Annotated in this window: 13 protein-coding genes, 1 tRNA gene and 2 rRNA genes; 12 read left to right on the forward strand and 4 right to left on the reverse strand. The window is 38.5% G+C overall.

Annotated features, from left to right (window positions below; genetic code table 11):
* From Rain11_RS06875 to clpB, 3 genes are all read left to right on the forward strand, one after another.
* Positions 1-370 (forward strand): 23S ribosomal RNA (locus tag Rain11_RS06875); the annotation flags it as partial.
* Between the two features lie 153 nt (positions 371-523).
* A 5S ribosomal RNA gene (gene rrf / locus Rain11_RS06880) occupies positions 524-634 on the forward strand.
* A 236-nt stretch (positions 635-870) separates the two neighbouring features.
* Positions 871-3,486, forward strand: coding sequence for an ATP-dependent chaperone ClpB (clpB, locus tag Rain11_RS06885; protein WP_101358617.1), 2,616 nt, complete (start codon positions 871-873; stop codon positions 3,484-3,486).
* Positions 3,487-3,576: 90 nt separating this feature from the next.
* On the opposite strand, the gene Rain11_RS06890 is transcribed toward clpB, so the two are convergent.
* The gene (locus Rain11_RS06890) at positions 3,577-5,619 is read right to left on the reverse strand and encodes a T9SS type A sorting domain-containing protein (RefSeq protein WP_101358618.1); all 2,043 of its coding nucleotides are present in this window, start codon (positions 5,617-5,619) and stop codon (positions 3,577-3,579) included.
* Positions 5,620-5,624: 5 nt separating this feature from the next.
* Complete coding sequence (locus tag Rain11_RS06895) at positions 5,625-6,659, reverse strand: hypothetical protein (RefSeq protein ID WP_133121528.1); 1,035 nt, start codon at positions 6,657-6,659, stop codon at positions 5,625-5,627.
* 239 nt (positions 6,660-6,898) lie between these two features.
* Here Rain11_RS06895 and Rain11_RS06900 point away from each other — a divergent pair, with 239 nt between their 5' ends.
* The 4 genes from Rain11_RS06900 to hemA all read left to right on the forward strand — a co-directional run bounded on the left by Rain11_RS06900 (position 6,899) and on the right by hemA (position 12,133).
* Positions 6,899-7,825: a DUF72 domain-containing protein gene (locus Rain11_RS06900; protein WP_243390556.1), complete on the forward strand. Its 927-nt coding sequence runs from the start codon at positions 6,899-6,901 to the stop codon at positions 7,823-7,825.
* Between the two features lie 21 nt (positions 7,826-7,846).
* Positions 7,847-9,292 carry a tetratricopeptide repeat protein gene (locus Rain11_RS06905; RefSeq protein WP_101358620.1) on the forward strand — a complete coding sequence of 482 codons (1,446 nt, stop codon included), beginning with the start codon at positions 7,847-7,849 and terminating at the stop codon, positions 9,290-9,292.
* A gap of 30 nt (positions 9,293-9,322) precedes the next feature.
* Positions 9,323-10,765, forward strand: a complete 1,443-nt coding sequence (locus Rain11_RS06910) for a pyridoxal phosphate-dependent decarboxylase family protein (RefSeq protein ID WP_101358666.1) — start codon at positions 9,323-9,325, stop codon at positions 10,763-10,765.
* A gap of 105 nt (positions 10,766-10,870) precedes the next feature.
* The gene (gene hemA, locus Rain11_RS06915; protein ID WP_101358621.1) at positions 10,871-12,133 is read left to right on the forward strand and encodes a glutamyl-tRNA reductase; all 1,263 of its coding nucleotides are present in this window, start codon (positions 10,871-10,873) and stop codon (positions 12,131-12,133) included.
* A 10-nt stretch (positions 12,134-12,143) separates the two neighbouring features.
* Here the strand turns inward: hemA and Rain11_RS06920 are convergent, their stop codons facing one another.
* Complete coding sequence (locus tag Rain11_RS06920; RefSeq protein WP_101358622.1) at positions 12,144-12,734, reverse strand: pseudouridine synthase; 591 nt, start codon at positions 12,732-12,734, stop codon at positions 12,144-12,146.
* A gap of 20 nt (positions 12,735-12,754) precedes the next feature.
* Positions 12,755-13,594 carry a transglutaminase-like domain-containing protein gene (locus Rain11_RS06925; RefSeq protein WP_101358623.1) on the reverse strand — a complete coding sequence of 280 codons (840 nt, stop codon included), beginning with the start codon at positions 13,592-13,594 and terminating at the stop codon, positions 12,755-12,757.
* Between the two features lie 63 nt (positions 13,595-13,657).
* On the opposite strand from Rain11_RS06925, the gene Rain11_RS06930 reads away from it, so the two are divergent.
* The 5 genes from Rain11_RS06930 (at position 13,658) to sufD (ending at position 16,322) form a co-directional block, all read left to right on the forward strand.
* Positions 13,658-13,729, forward strand: a tRNA-Arg gene (locus Rain11_RS06930).
* A 90-nt stretch (positions 13,730-13,819) separates the two neighbouring features.
* A complete protein-coding gene (gene sufC, locus Rain11_RS06935; protein WP_101358624.1) occupies positions 13,820-14,578 on the forward strand; it encodes a Fe-S cluster assembly ATPase SufC in 759 nt (252 codons plus the stop codon).
* Positions 14,579-14,593: 15 nt separating this feature from the next.
* Complete coding sequence (locus tag Rain11_RS06940) at positions 14,594-14,821, forward strand: hypothetical protein (protein WP_101358668.1); 228 nt, start codon at positions 14,594-14,596, stop codon at positions 14,819-14,821.
* Positions 14,802-15,032 (forward strand): putative toxin-antitoxin system toxin component, PIN family, encoded by a 231-nt coding sequence (locus Rain11_RS06945; protein WP_101358667.1) that lies wholly within the window; start codon positions 14,802-14,804, stop codon positions 15,030-15,032. The genes Rain11_RS06940 and Rain11_RS06945 overlap by 20 nt, the downstream gene beginning before the upstream one ends.
* A 60-nt stretch (positions 15,033-15,092) precedes the next feature.
* Complete coding sequence (gene sufD, locus Rain11_RS06950; RefSeq protein ID WP_101358625.1) at positions 15,093-16,322, forward strand: Fe-S cluster assembly protein SufD; 1,230 nt, start codon at positions 15,093-15,095, stop codon at positions 16,320-16,322.
* The last annotated feature ends 3 nt before the right edge of the window (positions 16,323-16,325 follow it).

Genomic DNA, 16,325 nt, shown 5'->3' on the forward strand with positions numbered 1-16,325 from the left:
ACATCCTGGGGCTGGAGAAGGTCCCAAGGGTTGGGCTGTTCGCCCATTAAAGTGGCACGCGAGCTGGGTTCAGAACGTCGTGAGACAGTTCGGTCTCTATCTGTTGCGGGCGAAGAATATTGAGGGGGGCTGACCTTAGTACGAGAGGACCGGGTCGGACGAACCGCTGGTGAATCTGTTGTGGTGCCAACTGCACGGCAGAGTAGCTAAGTTCGGAAGAGATAAACGCTGAAAGCATCTAAGTGTGAAACTCGCCCCGAGATGAGTATTCGTTGAGGGTCGTGGGAGAAGACCACGTAGATAGGTAGCAGGTGTAATCGTAGTAATACGTTGAGCCGAGCTATACTAATCACCCGAATGTTACTTGGAGTTACTGCGGTGGAGTTATTGTAGATTGAGCAACTTGTTAAGAAAAGAAAAATATTGTAATTGAGCAAGTTATTGAGGAGAAGGAAAAGAAGAGAGAGGAGAGAAGGAAGTGAAGAGAAAAAAGAAAGAAAGGAAGAACTTGCTGGAAGGTCTTGCGGGTGGCTATGGCTAGGGTGATCACCTCTTCCCATTCCGAACAGAGCAGTTAAGCCCCGAAGCGTTGATGGTACTGGCGTAACAGCTGGGAGAGTAAATGCCGCCCCTTTATCATTTTTATCAAAAATCCTGCACTAACATCAGTGCAGGATTTTTGTGTTTATGGAAAGTATATTCTTTTACGTTCATTCTTTTCTTACAACCTGTCAGCAATTACGAAAAACTTCACTTACTCCCTGCCTGTTTTGTCAAAAGATTAAGTAATAATTCAAGAGGAAGCGACATTTTGTCATAAAATTCTTTTTGGCTTATCTTTTGAAGAATGCTTATTAAAATTTTACCACTATGAATTTCAATCGTTATACTATCAAGAGTCAGGAATTGTTGCAACAGGCAAGCCAAATGGCTTTGGGCAATCAGCAACCCATCATAGAAACAGGACATTTGGCAAAAGCTCTTTTGGAAAGTGATGAAAACACCATAAACTTTCTGTTTCAGAAGTGCGGAGCAAGCAAAAACTTTGTTAGAAATAAAGTAGAGGAACTTATTTCCACTTATCCCAAGTCATCAGGTGAAAGTCCTTATCTTTCGAACGAAGCGGCGGCGGCTCTGCAACGTGCCGAACGCTATTTGAGTGAATTCAAAGATGAATTCGTAGCCATAGAGCATATTCTTTTGGGCTTGCTTGCAGGTAAAGATAAAACTGCCCAAATTCTCAAAGATGCAGGTTTTACTGAAAAAGCTCTCATTCAGGCTATCAAGGAATTGCGGGGCAATAGCCGTGTAACCGACCAAAACGCCGAAGCTAAATATCGTTCTTTAGAACGCTATTCTAAAAACTTAAACGAATTGGCTCGTCAGGGGAAAATAGACCCAGTGATTGGGCGTGATGAGGAAATTCGTAGAGTTTTGCAAATTCTTTCCCGCCGAACCAAAAACAACCCTATTCTTTTGGGTGAGCCTGGGGTAGGTAAAACAGCTATCGTAGAGGGCTTGGCTCAAAGAATTGTGAATGGTGATGTTCCTGAAAACCTAAAAACCAAAACCATTGTCGCTTTGGATATGGGGCTTTTGGTTGCGGGAGCAAAATACAAAGGAGAGTTTGAAGAGCGTTTGAAATCGGTTATTAAAGAAGTAACCGATTCGGAAGGTGAAATAATTCTTTTCATTGATGAAATTCACACGCTCATAGGAGCAGGTGCAGGAGGCGATAGTGCAATGGATGCCGCCAACCTTTTGAAACCTGCCCTTGCCCGTGGCGAATTGCACGCCATTGGTGCTACAACACTCAATGAATATCAAAAATACATTGAAAAAGACAAAGCCCTTGAACGCCGTTTCCAAGCGGTAATGGTTGATGAACCTAGTCCGCAAGATGCTATTTCTATTTTGCGGGGTATTAAGGAAAAATATGAATTGCATCACGGCGTTCGTATTAAAGATGATGCCATAATTGCAGCGGTGGAACTTTCGCATCGGTACATTTCTGATAGATTTTTGCCTGATAAAGCCATTGACTTAATGGACGAAGCCGCCGCAAAGCTCCGTATGGAAATTGACTCTATGCCCGAAGAGTTAGATGAACTCAACCGCAAAATAATGCAATTAGAAATTGAGCGTGAGGCGATTCGCAGAGAAAAAGATGTAGAAAAAGAAAAAATTCTTTCCAAAGAAATAGCCGAGCTTTCCGAAAAACGCGATAGCCTAATGGCAAAATGGAAAGCTGAAAAAGAAATTGTTGATAAAATTCGGGCTGAAAAAGAAAATATTGAGCGTTACAAAATTGAAGCCGAACAAGCCGAAAGAGCAGGCGACTACGGCAAAGTAGCCGAATTACGATATGGAAAAATTTTAGAAGCAGAAAAACGCTTAAAGGATTATCAAACACAACTTAAAGAGCTACAAGGGGAAAACTCAATGCTTCGCGAGGAGGTTACCTCTGAAAATATTGCGGAAGTTGTTGCCAAATGGACAGGTATTCCTGTGCAAAAGATGTTGCAATCGGAAAAAGAAAAACTTTTACATCTTGAAGAAGAACTTTCTAAACGTGTAGCAGGACAAGCACAAGCTATTCAGGTGGTAGCTGATGCGGTAAGGCGTAGTCGTGCAGGGCTGAATGACCCTAAACGTCCTATTGGTTCGTTCCTCTTTTTAGGAACAACAGGGGTGGGTAAAACAGAGCTTGCCAAAACCCTCGCCGAATATCTATTCAACGACGAAAACAATATGGTAAGAATAGATATGAGCGAGTATCAAGAACGCCACGCTGTAAGTCGTCTGATTGGAGCTCCTCCCGGTTATGTGGGTTATGATGAGGGTGGGCAACTTACAGAGGCAGTTCGTCGTAAGCCTTATAGTGTGATTTTGCTTGATGAAATTGAAAAAGCTCACCCTGATGTGTTTAATATTCTTTTGCAGGTGCTTGATGATGGTAGATTAACAGATAATAAGGGCAGAACTGCAAATTTCAAAAACACTATCATCATAATGACCTCCAATATGGGTTCAAGCATTATTCAGGAAAATTTTGCAAAAATAAATGAGGAAAACGAATTTGATGTAATTGAGGAAACCAAAGAAGAAGTGTTAGCTTTGCTGAAAAAACAAATTCGCCCTGAATTTTTGAACCGCATAGATGAAATTGTAATGTTCAGACCGCTCAACAAAAAAGATATTTTGCGAATTGTGGATATTCAACTTGCGGGAGTTAAAAAGATGCTTGCTGAAAATCAGGTGGAAATTGAATTTGATGAGAAAGTAAAAAGAGTGCTTGCAGAAGTTGGTTTTGATGCCCAATTTGGTGCCAGACCGCTCAAAAGAGCTATTCAGAAACGATTGCTCAACGAGCTTAGCAAGGAAATTCTTGCAGGTAATATCCAAAAAGATAGTGCAATTTACGTAACTACTGATGAGTACGATAGAATCGTATTTGAAAATATCGTAAAAGCAGAGGAAGTGTAGAATTGGATACAAGACAAGAAAGTAGCGAGAAAAGAGAAAAATAAAGGGCTTCGTTTTTAGCGAAGCCCTTTGTTTTTAGCCCAAAAATCCTTATTCATTTTTCACAATACGAATAGTTTTTTGCTCGCCATTGGAAGCAGTAACTTTCAAGAGGTAAATGCCTTTGGCTAAATATTCAAAATTTTGCTCAAATTCGTTTTTACCTTCTTGTAAAGAGAGTTGTTTTTCAAAAAGTTTTACACCTTTCATATTGAAAACCTGCATTGTAGCTTCTAAGTTTTCAGGAGCAAAACATTCTAAAGTGCCTTTTTCTTTGAAAGGAGTAGGATAGAAACTTACTTCCAAATCGTTGTAAGGCTTAATATAAACACTTTCTACGGGGCTAAAACTTTGCTTGCCATCTTTTTCTACAATACGCAAACGATAGTAGTAATGCCCAAATTCTACAGCTTTATGTTCGTAAGTATAAAAAGAGGCTTTGTTTTGGGCGGAAATTCTATCCAAACTCACAAAAGTTGAGCCGTCTTTGCTCCATTGAATTTCAAAATAAGATAAGTTGATTTCTTGGGCTGTTTGCCACATTAGGCGGTTGTAAGGTTTTTCTCTTTTGGCACGGAAAGAAATAAACTCTACGGGAAGCACCACACCTGAATTTTCAGGTACGCTCATACGATAGCCACATTCATCACCAGCAAAGCCGTCAAACATTATGTAGTAAGTTTTGCCGGGGGTAAGTCCTGTAACCGTAATAGAACCACTTGAACCCACAGGTCCCGTAGGGTCGGGGCAAGAGGAAATAGGCTTCCAAATGCCTGTTTCGCAATCTGTGCCAATTACTTCGTAAATTTGAATTTGTATGCCTTGGTCGCAAGGAGGACCGCCATTAGGAGCATTGGAAGTAATAGCCCATTCAAAAGTAGCTTGAATATCATTGGCTACGAATTTCAAGAAGGAGTTATTTTCAATAGAAGCAGATGTACTGCAAAAAGTTTGGCTCAAGTTATTTAAGTTATTGTAAAAGTTAGGGTTGTAAGATACGCTGGTAACACCACAATAGCCATTTAGGTTACTAATGGTAGGAGCGGCACTGCACGTATTGGCAGGGGCAGGATTTGCACCGCAAGGCGGCACAGTAGTTACTCTTACTCTAAAAGAACCTTCGCTTGTAAAACTATCATACTCACCATCTACGGCGATTAGATAATTTGCTCCTATGGTGAGCCCTGTGAGATTAAGAACTTCCCTACCTCCATACCCTACATTATCTCGGCAATTCAGGAATGTAATACCACATACCCCACTGGAATTGTGATACACATTAAATTCTACATCTAACCCTTGCTGATTTCCTGTACCACTAGGATTTCCCGCATCGGGTTCTACTTCTACGGTTACATTGGAGGCGGTAGCAATAAAATTGAACCAAACAGTATTGTCGGGACCGCTATCTGCTCCACAGAAAGTGAGGGCATCGGCATTCATTCCTTGCACAGCTCCAAGTACCCAACCTTTATTGATTTCAACAAGATTTCTATTAGTACAAACATCATTATTACTCATCACAGCTATGGAAAAAGGGGCTTGGTCGCTAGCGGTATAGCCTGTAACCATAATATGGTAAGTAGCTCCTACACTTAAACCTGAAAGAATAGCCATTTCGCCTTTGGCATTAGAATATGAGTCAGTGCAGTTTATTTGCGTGAGTGAGCCACAAGAGCCTGAATATACAGCCAAAGCTAAATCGGTATTTGTGGTGCTGGTAGTAAGCGGATGTACAATAACCAAATGGTTGGTTTTAGTAGCAATGAACTTGTACCATACAGAGCGATTAGGGTTTCCGCAAGTAATAGAGCCATCACTGGTTGCAAAAACATTTGTCCCAAAGATACCCGGCTTATCTACATCAATATTGCGAGCATTGGCACAAGCATCATTGGCAGGAGGTGCCGCAACACGAATACAAAAATCTGCTCTATCGGTAGAAGTTGCCCCCGAAACCGCTATGTAATAAACGCTACCTACGCTTAGTCCTGTAACCCATCTACTTTCCGTTGCCGAACCGCTTGAAAAGTTGTTAGTGCAATTGATTTCTGCTAATGCACTTGTATAAAATGTAAAACCTAAATTCCCCATATAGGCTATTGAATGTCCGCAGGGGTAAGCTCTATAAAATGATTGGTATGAGTAGCAGTAAATCTATACCAAACGGTTCTACTTGTACTCAGACAAGAAGAGGTACCATCAGAAGTTGCTAAATGGTTGTTGCCCGGTGTGCAATCGGCGTTGATAGTTAAGATTGTGGCATTGGCAAAAGCATCATTAGCAGGGGGAGCAATCACTTTGATATAAAACCAACCCTCGTGGGTAGTAGAAGGGGCACTGGAAACCATAATTCGGTAGGTTTGCCCCACGGTAAGCGATGTATAAGTGTAAGCCTCATCTATGCCCGCTCCATTAGCCTCTTCGGTACAAGTACCCAAAACCGGCGTAAGACTGCCACAAGAACCTTGAAACAAACGAAATCCTAAATTTGCGGTTGTAGTGAGAATATCTAATTCTATGCGGTGTGTGGTATGAGTAGCAGTAAATTGGTACCAAACACTTCTTGCTGTATTTAGGCAAGTAGTAGAGCCATCGTTGGTAGCTAAAATATTAGTACCTAAAACTGGACTACCATTGGGAGTAAGAGTAATAGCATTGCTACAAGCATCATTAGAAGGAGCACCTCGTACCGAAACGCAGAAGTTTCCATTTGTACTGCCATAGGCACTTACACGTAATCTGTAAGTTTGACCTATAGTAAAACTTGTATAAGTAACTTGCTCGTCTATATCAGTCATTCCTGCATCGGTGCATCCAAGATTTGTCAGTGAGCCACAAGTACCACTATACAACGTGAAAGTTACATCTAAACCCGCTGATATTACATCTACATAAATATGATGTGAGGTTTGAGTAGCTGTAAAAGTATACCAAACTGTACGGCTATTGGCACTGGTACAACCACCTGCATCTAATGCCTCCGAAGTGGCTGTATTAGTTTGTCCGTTGGTGCATATTGCGTTAATGGTCAGAGGGATAGCATTTGCACAATTGTCGTTAGAAGGTTGTGCGAAAGAAACTTGTAATACAATAAAAGCTACGATTGCCGTCAAAAGTAAATGTTTTAGCATAGGCATTTCAATTTTTTGCAAAAATAATAGAAAAAAAATTACACTTCAAAAAAATATACTAAAAGTTTTTGTTTTTGTTTTAGTGTATTGAAAATCAAATTTTTGTATTTGTATTTATTTGTTTTTTTGTGTATATTATTGTGTTTTAATTAAAAATATTGCAAGTAGTTGAGATGTGAGATAAACTTTGGCAATTTATACTTATACATTAGAAAAGGTAAATGAAAATTTGTGTAAATTTGAAAGTTTCTTACTTTTGGCATATGGATTTTGGTAAGCTCCAAGATATTAGCCGAGTAGATTTTCGCTTGCCTGCAAGCAAGCAGGCGAATGAAGCGGTTTTATCCAAGTTCCCCTCACAAACTTTGCAGGTATGGGTAGGGCTTCCTGTTTGGTCGCAGAAGGAGTGGGTAGGAAAAATTTATCCACCCAAAGCTCAAAGTAAAGATTTTTTGAAATATTACGCCGAGCAATTCAATAGTATTGAACTGAATACTACACACTATCGTATTCCTGATAAAGCTACCATTGAACTATGGAAAAAACAAGTGAATAAAGATTTTCACTTTTGTCCCAAGTTTCCACAGCCTATTTCACACGAGAAAATGCTTCAGAATTGTCAGAATCTTGTAACGGAATTTTGCGAAGCCATCAGTGGACTTGAAGAAAACTTGGGACTTTCTTTTTTGCAACTACCGCCTTATTTCGAGCTAAAACATCTGCCAATTTTAGAAAACTTTTTAGCTGAATTTCCTGTTGATATTCCATTAGCAGTAGAATTTCGGCACGCTTCGTGGTTTAAGGAGGAAAATTTTGAAAAAGCCGCTCAAGTTTTGGAAAGATACAATAAAAGTACCGTCATCACTGATGTAGCGGGCAGAAGAGATGTACTGCACCAACGCATTACCAATTCTGCTCTTATGGTGCGATTTGTAGGCAATGGCTTGCACCCCACCGATTATAGCCGTCTTGATGAATGGATTTGGCAAATTGGCGAGTGGCAAAAACAGGGTTTGCAGAGAATTTATTTCTTTTTACACGAACCCGATAATATTTTAGCCCCTGAAATTGCCTTGTATTTCATAGAAAAGTTAAATTTGACTTGCAAGACTAATCTGCTTTTGCCCAAATTTTTTGATAAAAATATTCAAATGAAACTCTTTTGATTGATTCTAAACCTTACCATTATGCGAATTTTTCTTATTGTTGTAGTATGCCTTTTTCAAGTGAGCTTTGCTTGGGGGCAGTTTAGTCAAAAGCAAAAGGAGGAAGTGAGAAAACTCTTGTCTTATCCCAGTGTTAATTATTCTCTTAACATCAATTTTAGCACAACGGATTATGTTACGCCCTTGTATCCTTCTTTGGATATCTATGAACTTTCGTTGGAACAATTGGAGCAAAAACTGCAAAACAACTATAAAGACGCTCCTATTTATGGTAGAATATCTACGCTTTACTATCAAAAAAAAGACCTAAATCAGGCTTCAAAATATTTTGATAAAGCCATTCCTTTATTTAGAGAATGGCAACAAAAAGAGCCTCAAAATCCGCTTGCTTATCTGTATGTAACTGACTACTTGTGGAGCGTAGGAAACTTCTCACTTTTGCAAGAAATCTTACAGGAGGCATCGCAAAAGTTCCCCAATGATAAAGCAATAATTGCAAAAAACTTTGAGTTTTCTCTGTTTGCCAAAAATGATGTAAAAACGGCACAAAATTACTTGGAAAACTTTGAAAAACAAGTTGAAACCAACAACCTGACTTTACTTGCTTACAAACAGAATTTGGCTTGGTGGAAATTTCTTTTGGGAGCAAGAGAAAATCCTGCAAACATCACTCAATCTGATTTTTCTTTTTCAGAAAAAGCCTTCAAAGCAAATCCCAATTCAATAGCTTATGGGCATTTTTATTACTATTGTGTTACTGCTTCAAGCTATGAAAATATGGCGAAATGGGTTTTACAGAATTCTAAAAAAATCAACAAAAATGATAACTATCTGGAAATCATTAGAGAAAAGGATAAAAATAGGATAAAACTGCTAAAAGAAGCAGAGCAATTTTTTTTGAAAAATCTTGATAAAGCTCCCAAAAGTCAAAAAACTTATATGTTGAATAACTTGGGAGTGGTTTATGCTTTCTTGGCTAATTCCCAAAAATCAACTGAATACTTTGAAAAGGCTTGGCAAATGGAGAAAACTAAAAACTTTATAGAAGCTACTATTTTGATGTCGGGCATAGATAAACAATGGATTACTGCTGAAAAATACTTGCAACAGGCTTTGAGCGAAAATCCACAAGAATTACAACATTTGGCGATGCTCATATTGATTTATGACGAAAAAAAGCCTAATCCCGAACTATTAAAAAAGTACGTTACACAAATTGAACAGATTGGTTCATCTGATGAGCTTCGCAGTAAAGTTTTAGCTGTTTGGAATCTCAAACAAAATAATTTGGAGCGGGCTGAATTTTATTTAGAATTGCTTCCCGAAAATAGTGGGTTGTTTTACAAAATGATATTTTCGGCTCTAAAAGATGATACCACGAGTGCCAAAAAATATTTTGAAAAGTTATGGGCAGAGGATAAAGAGGATAAAGATTTACTCAAAGCCAAGCAGATTTTGAATTTTTAGTTGGATTTAATTTCTTTTTACGGATATAAAATGCTCAATAACACCGAATTTAGAAAAATAGCTCATCAAGTTGCAGATTGGATAGCTGATTATTGGGAAAACGTAGAACATTACCCCGTAAAATCGCAGGTAAAACCACGTGAGATTTATGAGGCTTTGCCTGAAGAGATGCCTGCAAATAGCGAAGATTTTTCAGCAATTTGGCAAGATTTTCAGCAAATCATTCTGAAAGGCATTACGCATTGGCAAAGTCCGAATTTTTTTGCCTATTTTCCTGCAAATTCCAGTTATGAATCGCTTTTGGCGGAAATGCTTACAGCGGCTATGGGGGCTCAGTGTATGATTTGGGAAACCAGCCCTGCTGCTGCCGAATTAGAGGAAAAAATGATGAATTGGCTCAAAAAAGCCTGTGGCTTGCCCGAAACGTGGAGCGGGGTTATTCAGGATACGGCTTCTTCGGCTACGCTTTGTGCTTTGCTTTCGGCAAGAGAAAAGTTTTCTGACTTTCAAATCAACGAAAAAGGCTTTGAATCTTTTACGAATTTCCGTGTATATGCCTCCGTGCAAACACACTCTTCCATAGAAAAAGCTGTAAAAATTGCAGGTATTGGCAAAGAAAATTTTGTGCAAGTGCCTTGTGATGAGCATTTTGCTATTCGTACCGATTTACTTGAAAAACTCATAGAAGCCGATTGGCAAGACGACAAAAAACCCCTTTGTATAGTCGCAACACTCGGTACAACAAGCTCAACAGCTTTTGACGATTTAGAAAAATTATCTGAAATTGCTCAAAAACATCATTTGTGGCTTCACGTAGATGCCGCTTATGCGGGTACGGCTTTTCTTTTGCCTGAATTTAGGCACTACTTAAAAGGCATTGAAAAAGCCGATAGTTATGTATTTAACCCGCATAAATGGATGTTTGTAAATTTTGATTGTTCGGCATATTTTGTGAAAGAAAAAGAATGGCTTATCCGTACTTTTGAAATTTTACCCGAATACCTCAAAACACAAAATGATAGTCTTGTGAATAATTATCGCGATTGGGGCATACCTTTGGGCAGGCGTTTCAGAGCCTTGAAACTTTGGTTTGTGATGAGAAGTTGGGGCTTGCGAGGTTTGCAAAAACGCTTGCGTGAGCATATTCAACTTGCCCAAGACCTTACTCGCAAAATAGCCACACACCCCGATTTTGAAATTTTAGCACCTACTACGCTCAATCTGATTTGCTTCCGTTACAAACCTACGCATATTACAGACGAAAACTTGCTTAATACGCTTAATGAAAAACTTTTGCAAACACTTAATGCCACAGGCAAAGTGTATATGAGCCACACCAAGCTCAACGGCAAATACACTTTGCGAATGGTAGTAGCTCAAACTTATGTTTTGCAAAAACACATACTGAACGCTTGGCAACTTATTCAAGAAAGGGCTGAAAAATTACAGACGGACTATTTAGAAAATTTCTAAATTACGCTATTCTGATAAAAATCATTTATTTTTCTCGTTTCTACCTGCTATTTTTGTGCAAACATTTGATTTTTACAATCGGTTTGCCAGAAAAATAATTGAGCTATGTACGATTCTTTCAAAGCAATTTGCCTGACTCATCATAATGCTTCGGTAGAAGTGCGAGAAAAATTTGCTTTGTCTGAAAAAGAAACCCAAGACTTTTTGCTGTATTTGAAAGATATTTTTGAGCTGAACGAGGCGTTAGTGGTTTCTACTTGCAATCGTACAGAAATTTATTACCATTCTGAAAGAGAACTGAACGAGGCAATTTTGCAGGCTTTGGTAGCTTTCAAAGGTGATAGCTCACTGGCAAAATACATCAAGAGTTTTCAAATTTTTGAAGGCATACCTGCCATAGAGCATCTTTTTGAGGTTTCACTTGGTTTGAACTCTCAAATTCTGGGAGATATTCAGATAATCAACCAAGTAAAAAAGGCTTATCAGTATTCGGCAGACCTGCAATTGGCAGGGGCGTTCTTACATCGTTTATTGCACAGCATATTTTTCACCAACAAACGCATAGCTCAAGAAACCTCTTTTCGTGATGGAGCCGCTTCCATAGCTTATGCGGCAGTGGAGTTGTTGCAATCCATTCAGATGCTTTGGGAAAATCCGCAAATTTTGGTGCTTGGTTTGGGGGAAATAGGTACAGATGTTTGCAAAAACTTGCAGGGTAAATTTAATAATGTAAAAATTTGCAACCGAACCACCGAAAAAGCCGAAATTTTGGCACAGGAAACAGGTTTTGCAGTAGCCCCTTTTGCAGACATTTGGCAAGAAATTCAAAATGCTGATGTGGTAATTAGTTCGGTGGCGGTGCCTAATTTTATTCATAAAGCCTGTTTTACGAGCAAGGAAATTTTGAAACAAAAATATTTCATTGACCTTTCCGTACCCCGTAGTGTGTCTTTGGATTTAGAGGAAATTGCAGGCTTTTTGGTGTATGATATTGACCACTTGGAGCAAAAAACGCAAGAAACCTTACAACGCCGTCAGGCTGAAATTCCTGCCGTGAGAGCTATTATGCAAGAAGCTATCAATGAATTTCTGGATTGGAGCAAGGAAATGGAAATTTCGCCTGTTATTCAGAAAATCAAAAATGCTTTGGAGCAAATTCGTAAAGAGGAACTTTCTAAATACAGCAAAAAAATCAGCGAACAAGAAGCAGAACTTTTAGATAAAATCACAGGCAATTTGATGCAGAAAATATTGAAGTTCCCTGTTTTGCAACTCAAAGCCGCTTGTAAGCGTGGCGAAGCCGATACACTCATAGATGTTTTGAGCGAACTTTTTGACCTTGAAAAAGCAAAGTTAGTTCAAAAATAAAACTTGCTTTTTACCCTTTACCAAATAGTTTTTGATATACTTCTTTTTGCGAAAGTTTTCGTACTTCACCTACTTGCATATTTTCCAAAGTCAGATGTTGAATTTGATAGCGAATAAGCCGGAGGGTTGGGAAACCTACGGCGGCGGTCATTTTCCGAACCTGATGTTTTTTACCTTCCACAATACTCAAACTTATCCAAGACGTAGGGATATTTTTACGAAAACGTATGGGCGGGTTTCGTTCAGGCACTTGTGGCGGGGTTTCAAAGATAAAAGCCTTTGCAGGTAAAGTATGATACATTTTACCCTCAATACGAATATCTAAACCACTTTCTAATTTTTGGATAGCTTCTTGTGTGATTTGTCCTTCTACTTGCACCCAGTAAGTTTTGGTGTGCTTAAATTTCGGATTGAGCAAGCGATGATTTACGCTTTTGTCATTGGTAAGGAGCAGTAGTCCTTCGCTATCAATATCCAAACGCCCCACAGGATACACATCTTTGGGGAAATCATAAAGTGAGGCAAGGGTCGGTCTGCCCAAATCATCTGTGAATTGATTAAGCACGCCATAAGGTTTGTAAATAACGAAGTAATGAAGCATTTTTCAACCGCCCAAAATGTTTATTCCGACAAAATATCTAAAATTTCTTGCAATTCTTGCATTTTTTCGGTTTCGCCGAGTTGTTCGTAAGAAACAATCAGGTTTCGGCAAACTCTTTTGATAATTTCCAAATGAGAAGTAGGGGTGTAAAAACTTTCTTGGGGCATTAGTCCGAGTTGGGCGATGTAGTTATCTATATCCGATTTTGTAAAAATCAGCCCCCGATTGAAGGCGTTGATGTAAAAAGGACGCTCCGAACCTTGATAAATCAGAATAAAAAGATTAGGCATATTGACGCCATAAATAGGCAAATTCAACTTTTGAGCTACCAGCAAATACAGAATACATAAAGAAATAGGATTGCCCTTGCGAGTTTCAAGCACCCGATTGAGCATACTATTGGCGGGAGAGTGGAAATTTTGCGTATTAGCACTGAATTTCATTTCATCAAAAAGCACATAATTGATAATTCTGACCTGGTCGTAAGGGTGAAGGTTCTCGCGGAAATGCCCCCAAACATTGTAGTAAATTTGCTCAATTTGCTCTTTAAGACTTTCATAAGAAACTTCGGGGTATTGGTACGTAGCAATAAGCCAAGCCCCTTTGAGCAAATCTTCGCTTTCTTTGTTTTTCCATTCCTTAAAACGATTTTTGAGCGACTCAAAACGCAAAGAATGAATAATTTGCTCTAATCTTTCGTGCAAGAGGGGTTGCAAACTTCTGCTTTGCCATTCATTTTCTAAAAAAGGCAAAATGGCTGTTCCTGCGGCAAGAATTTGAGCTTCTACGTGTTTTACAATTTCACTATCTTCGTCGTCAAGTAATGTAATAAGAGCCTTTATTTCGCTTTCTGAAAGCATTTTTTGATAGTTTTTTGGCAAATTAGCATAAAAAAATTTAATTTTGCACAAAAATAAAAAATTGCCCGCATAGTTTAATGGATAGAATGTCAGATTCCGGTTCTGAAGGTGGGAGTTCGATTCTCTCTGCGGGTACGCTCTTTATTGTCCCATCTTTATTTCTTGAACAAAAATCTCTTTTTTTGTGTTTTAGCTTTGTAAAATTTTTCACCTAATTTTTTGTTTATGTTGAAAATAGAAAACCTTCACGCTAAAATAGACGATAAACCTATCCTCAAAGGTTTGAATTTGGAGATTAAAGCAGGGGAAATTCACGCCATAATGGGACCGAATGGTTCGGGAAAAAGTACGCTTGCTTCTGTTTTGGCAGGCAAAGAGGCTTACGAAGTTACCGAAGGCAGTATTACTTTTTTGGATAAAAATCTTTTAGAACTTGCCCCCGAAGAACGTGCAGGCGAAGGTATTTTTTTAGCTTTTCAACACCCTATAGAAATTCCGGGCGTTACTACTACTAATTTTCTAAAAACGGCTCTCAATGAAATTCGCAAATATCGTGGATTAGAGCCTCTGGATGCTGTGCAGTTTCTAAAACTACTCAAAGAAAAAGCGAAAATTTTACATATAGATGAAAGTTTGATGAAACGTTCTTTGAATGAAGGTTTTTCGGGGGGCGAGAAAAAGCGAAATGAAATTTTTCAGATGGCAATGCTTGAACCACGTTTAGCAATATTAGACGAAACCGACTCGGGATTAGATATAGATGCCTTGCGAATTGTGGCAGAAGGAGTAAATAAACTTCGCAATCCGCAAAATGCTTTTCTGATAATTACGCATTTTCAACGTATTTTAGACTACATTCAGCCTGATTTTGTACACGTACTTTACGACGGCAAAATTATTAAGTCAGGGGGTAAAGAACTCGCCCAAGAACTGGAAGCCAAAGGCTACGATTGGGTAAAAACGGAAGCAGTAGCAGGTGTGTAAAATTTCTAAATGATTATGAAAACGCTTAATGTTTCTATCTCGGAGGTAGAGTTTAATAAGTTCGGTATTGGCAAAGAAAATATAACCTTTACTGAACTTGTTGAACTTATTAGCAGAGAAATTATGAGGCAAAATCTACATAAATGTGTGGAGTTAGCAGAAAAGTACGGGCTGTCTTCAATGACTATGGACGAGATAAGCGAAGAAGTAAAAGCAGTAAGAAATGCAAAGAATAGTCATTGATACAAACGTTATAGTTTCTTCGCTAATTCAACGCAGTTATCCGTATAAAATCTTATACGAATTGTTTATTGAGGAGAAGTTTATTCTTTGTGTATCAGAACCTTTAATGGCAGAATACTACGAGGTATTATCAAGACCTAAATTTGCGAAGTATCCTGATTTTTTTGGAAAAGCTGAAAGTTTGCTCTCCGAATATAGAAGCAAAATCTAAAAAATTTGTTCCTACTAAGAAGTTAGAACTGATTTCAAACTCTTAAATCAACAAAACTCAATGGTTGCGACTGAAAAAAAACTTCACGATATATTTAATGATGTTGTGCTACAAGGTGAGGCTCGTCAAAAGGCTTTGCAAGCACTTGAAAACTTACAAATCCCTACTACCAAACACGAGGAGTGGAAATATACGAATTTGAAAGGCTTACTGAATGAAACGTGGCAATTAGCCTCAAAGAATGCTATTTCTGAAATAGAAAAGCATTTTGTTTTACAAGATACTTACCGAATGGTGTTTATCAATGGTTTTTTGCAAGAAAGTCATTCTATTTTGCCCAAGCAAGTAGAAATGCTTTCAATAGTAGAAGCAGAAAAAAAGGGTAAATTACAGGGCTATTTTGCTAAAACTTTGGATATTGAAAAAGACTATTTCAACGCTCTCAATACTGCTTTTGCTCAGAATGGTTATTTTTTGCATATTCCTGCAAAAGTAGTTTTAGATAAACCTTTGGTAATCTATCATTTAAGTAGTGGTGAAAGTACAGCTTTTTTACAGAGAAATGTAATTATAGCTGAACCAAGCAGTGAAGTTCAAGTTATCAATATGTATTTGGCGGAAGGCGAACACGTAAGTTTTGCAAGTGAAGTTACAGAAATATTTGTATCAGAAAACGCACATTTTTCTTTTTACAAATTGCAAAATGAGCAAAATAAAATATATCGTGTGGATACTACGCAGGTAGAACAGCAAAATTATAGTCATTTTGCAAGTTATACGTTTTCGTTGGCGGGGCATTTGGTGCGTAATAATTTGAATATGCTTATTGAAGGTGAGCATTGTGAAACTTTAATGTACGGACTTTCTTATCTCAAAGGAAAATCTCACATTGACCATCATACCCTTGCCGACCATCGCAAACCCAACTCATATAGCAATGAGTTGTATAAAGGGCTTTTTGATGAGAGTGCCACGGGGGTATTTAATGGAAAAATTTATGTACGTCCCGAAGCACAGAAAACTAATGCTTACCAGCAGAACAGAAACGTGCTTTTGAGTGAGCAGGCAAGTATTTACACCAAACCGCAGTTAGAAATTTGGGCAGATGATGTAAAATGCTCTCACGGAGCTACTACGGGCAAACTTGATGAAACGGCTTTGTTTTATATGCGTTCGCGTGGTATTAGTGAAGCAGTTGCCAGAAAAATTCTTTTGCAAGCCTTTGCCGAAGAGGTAATAGAAAAAATCCCTTTTGAGCCTTTACAGGAATACATTAAAAATTTGCTGTAAAAC

The sequence above is a fragment of the Raineya orbicola genome (genome assembly GCF_002843425.1).
GTDB lineage: Bacteria > Bacteroidota > Bacteroidia > Cytophagales > Thermonemataceae > Raineya > Raineya orbicola.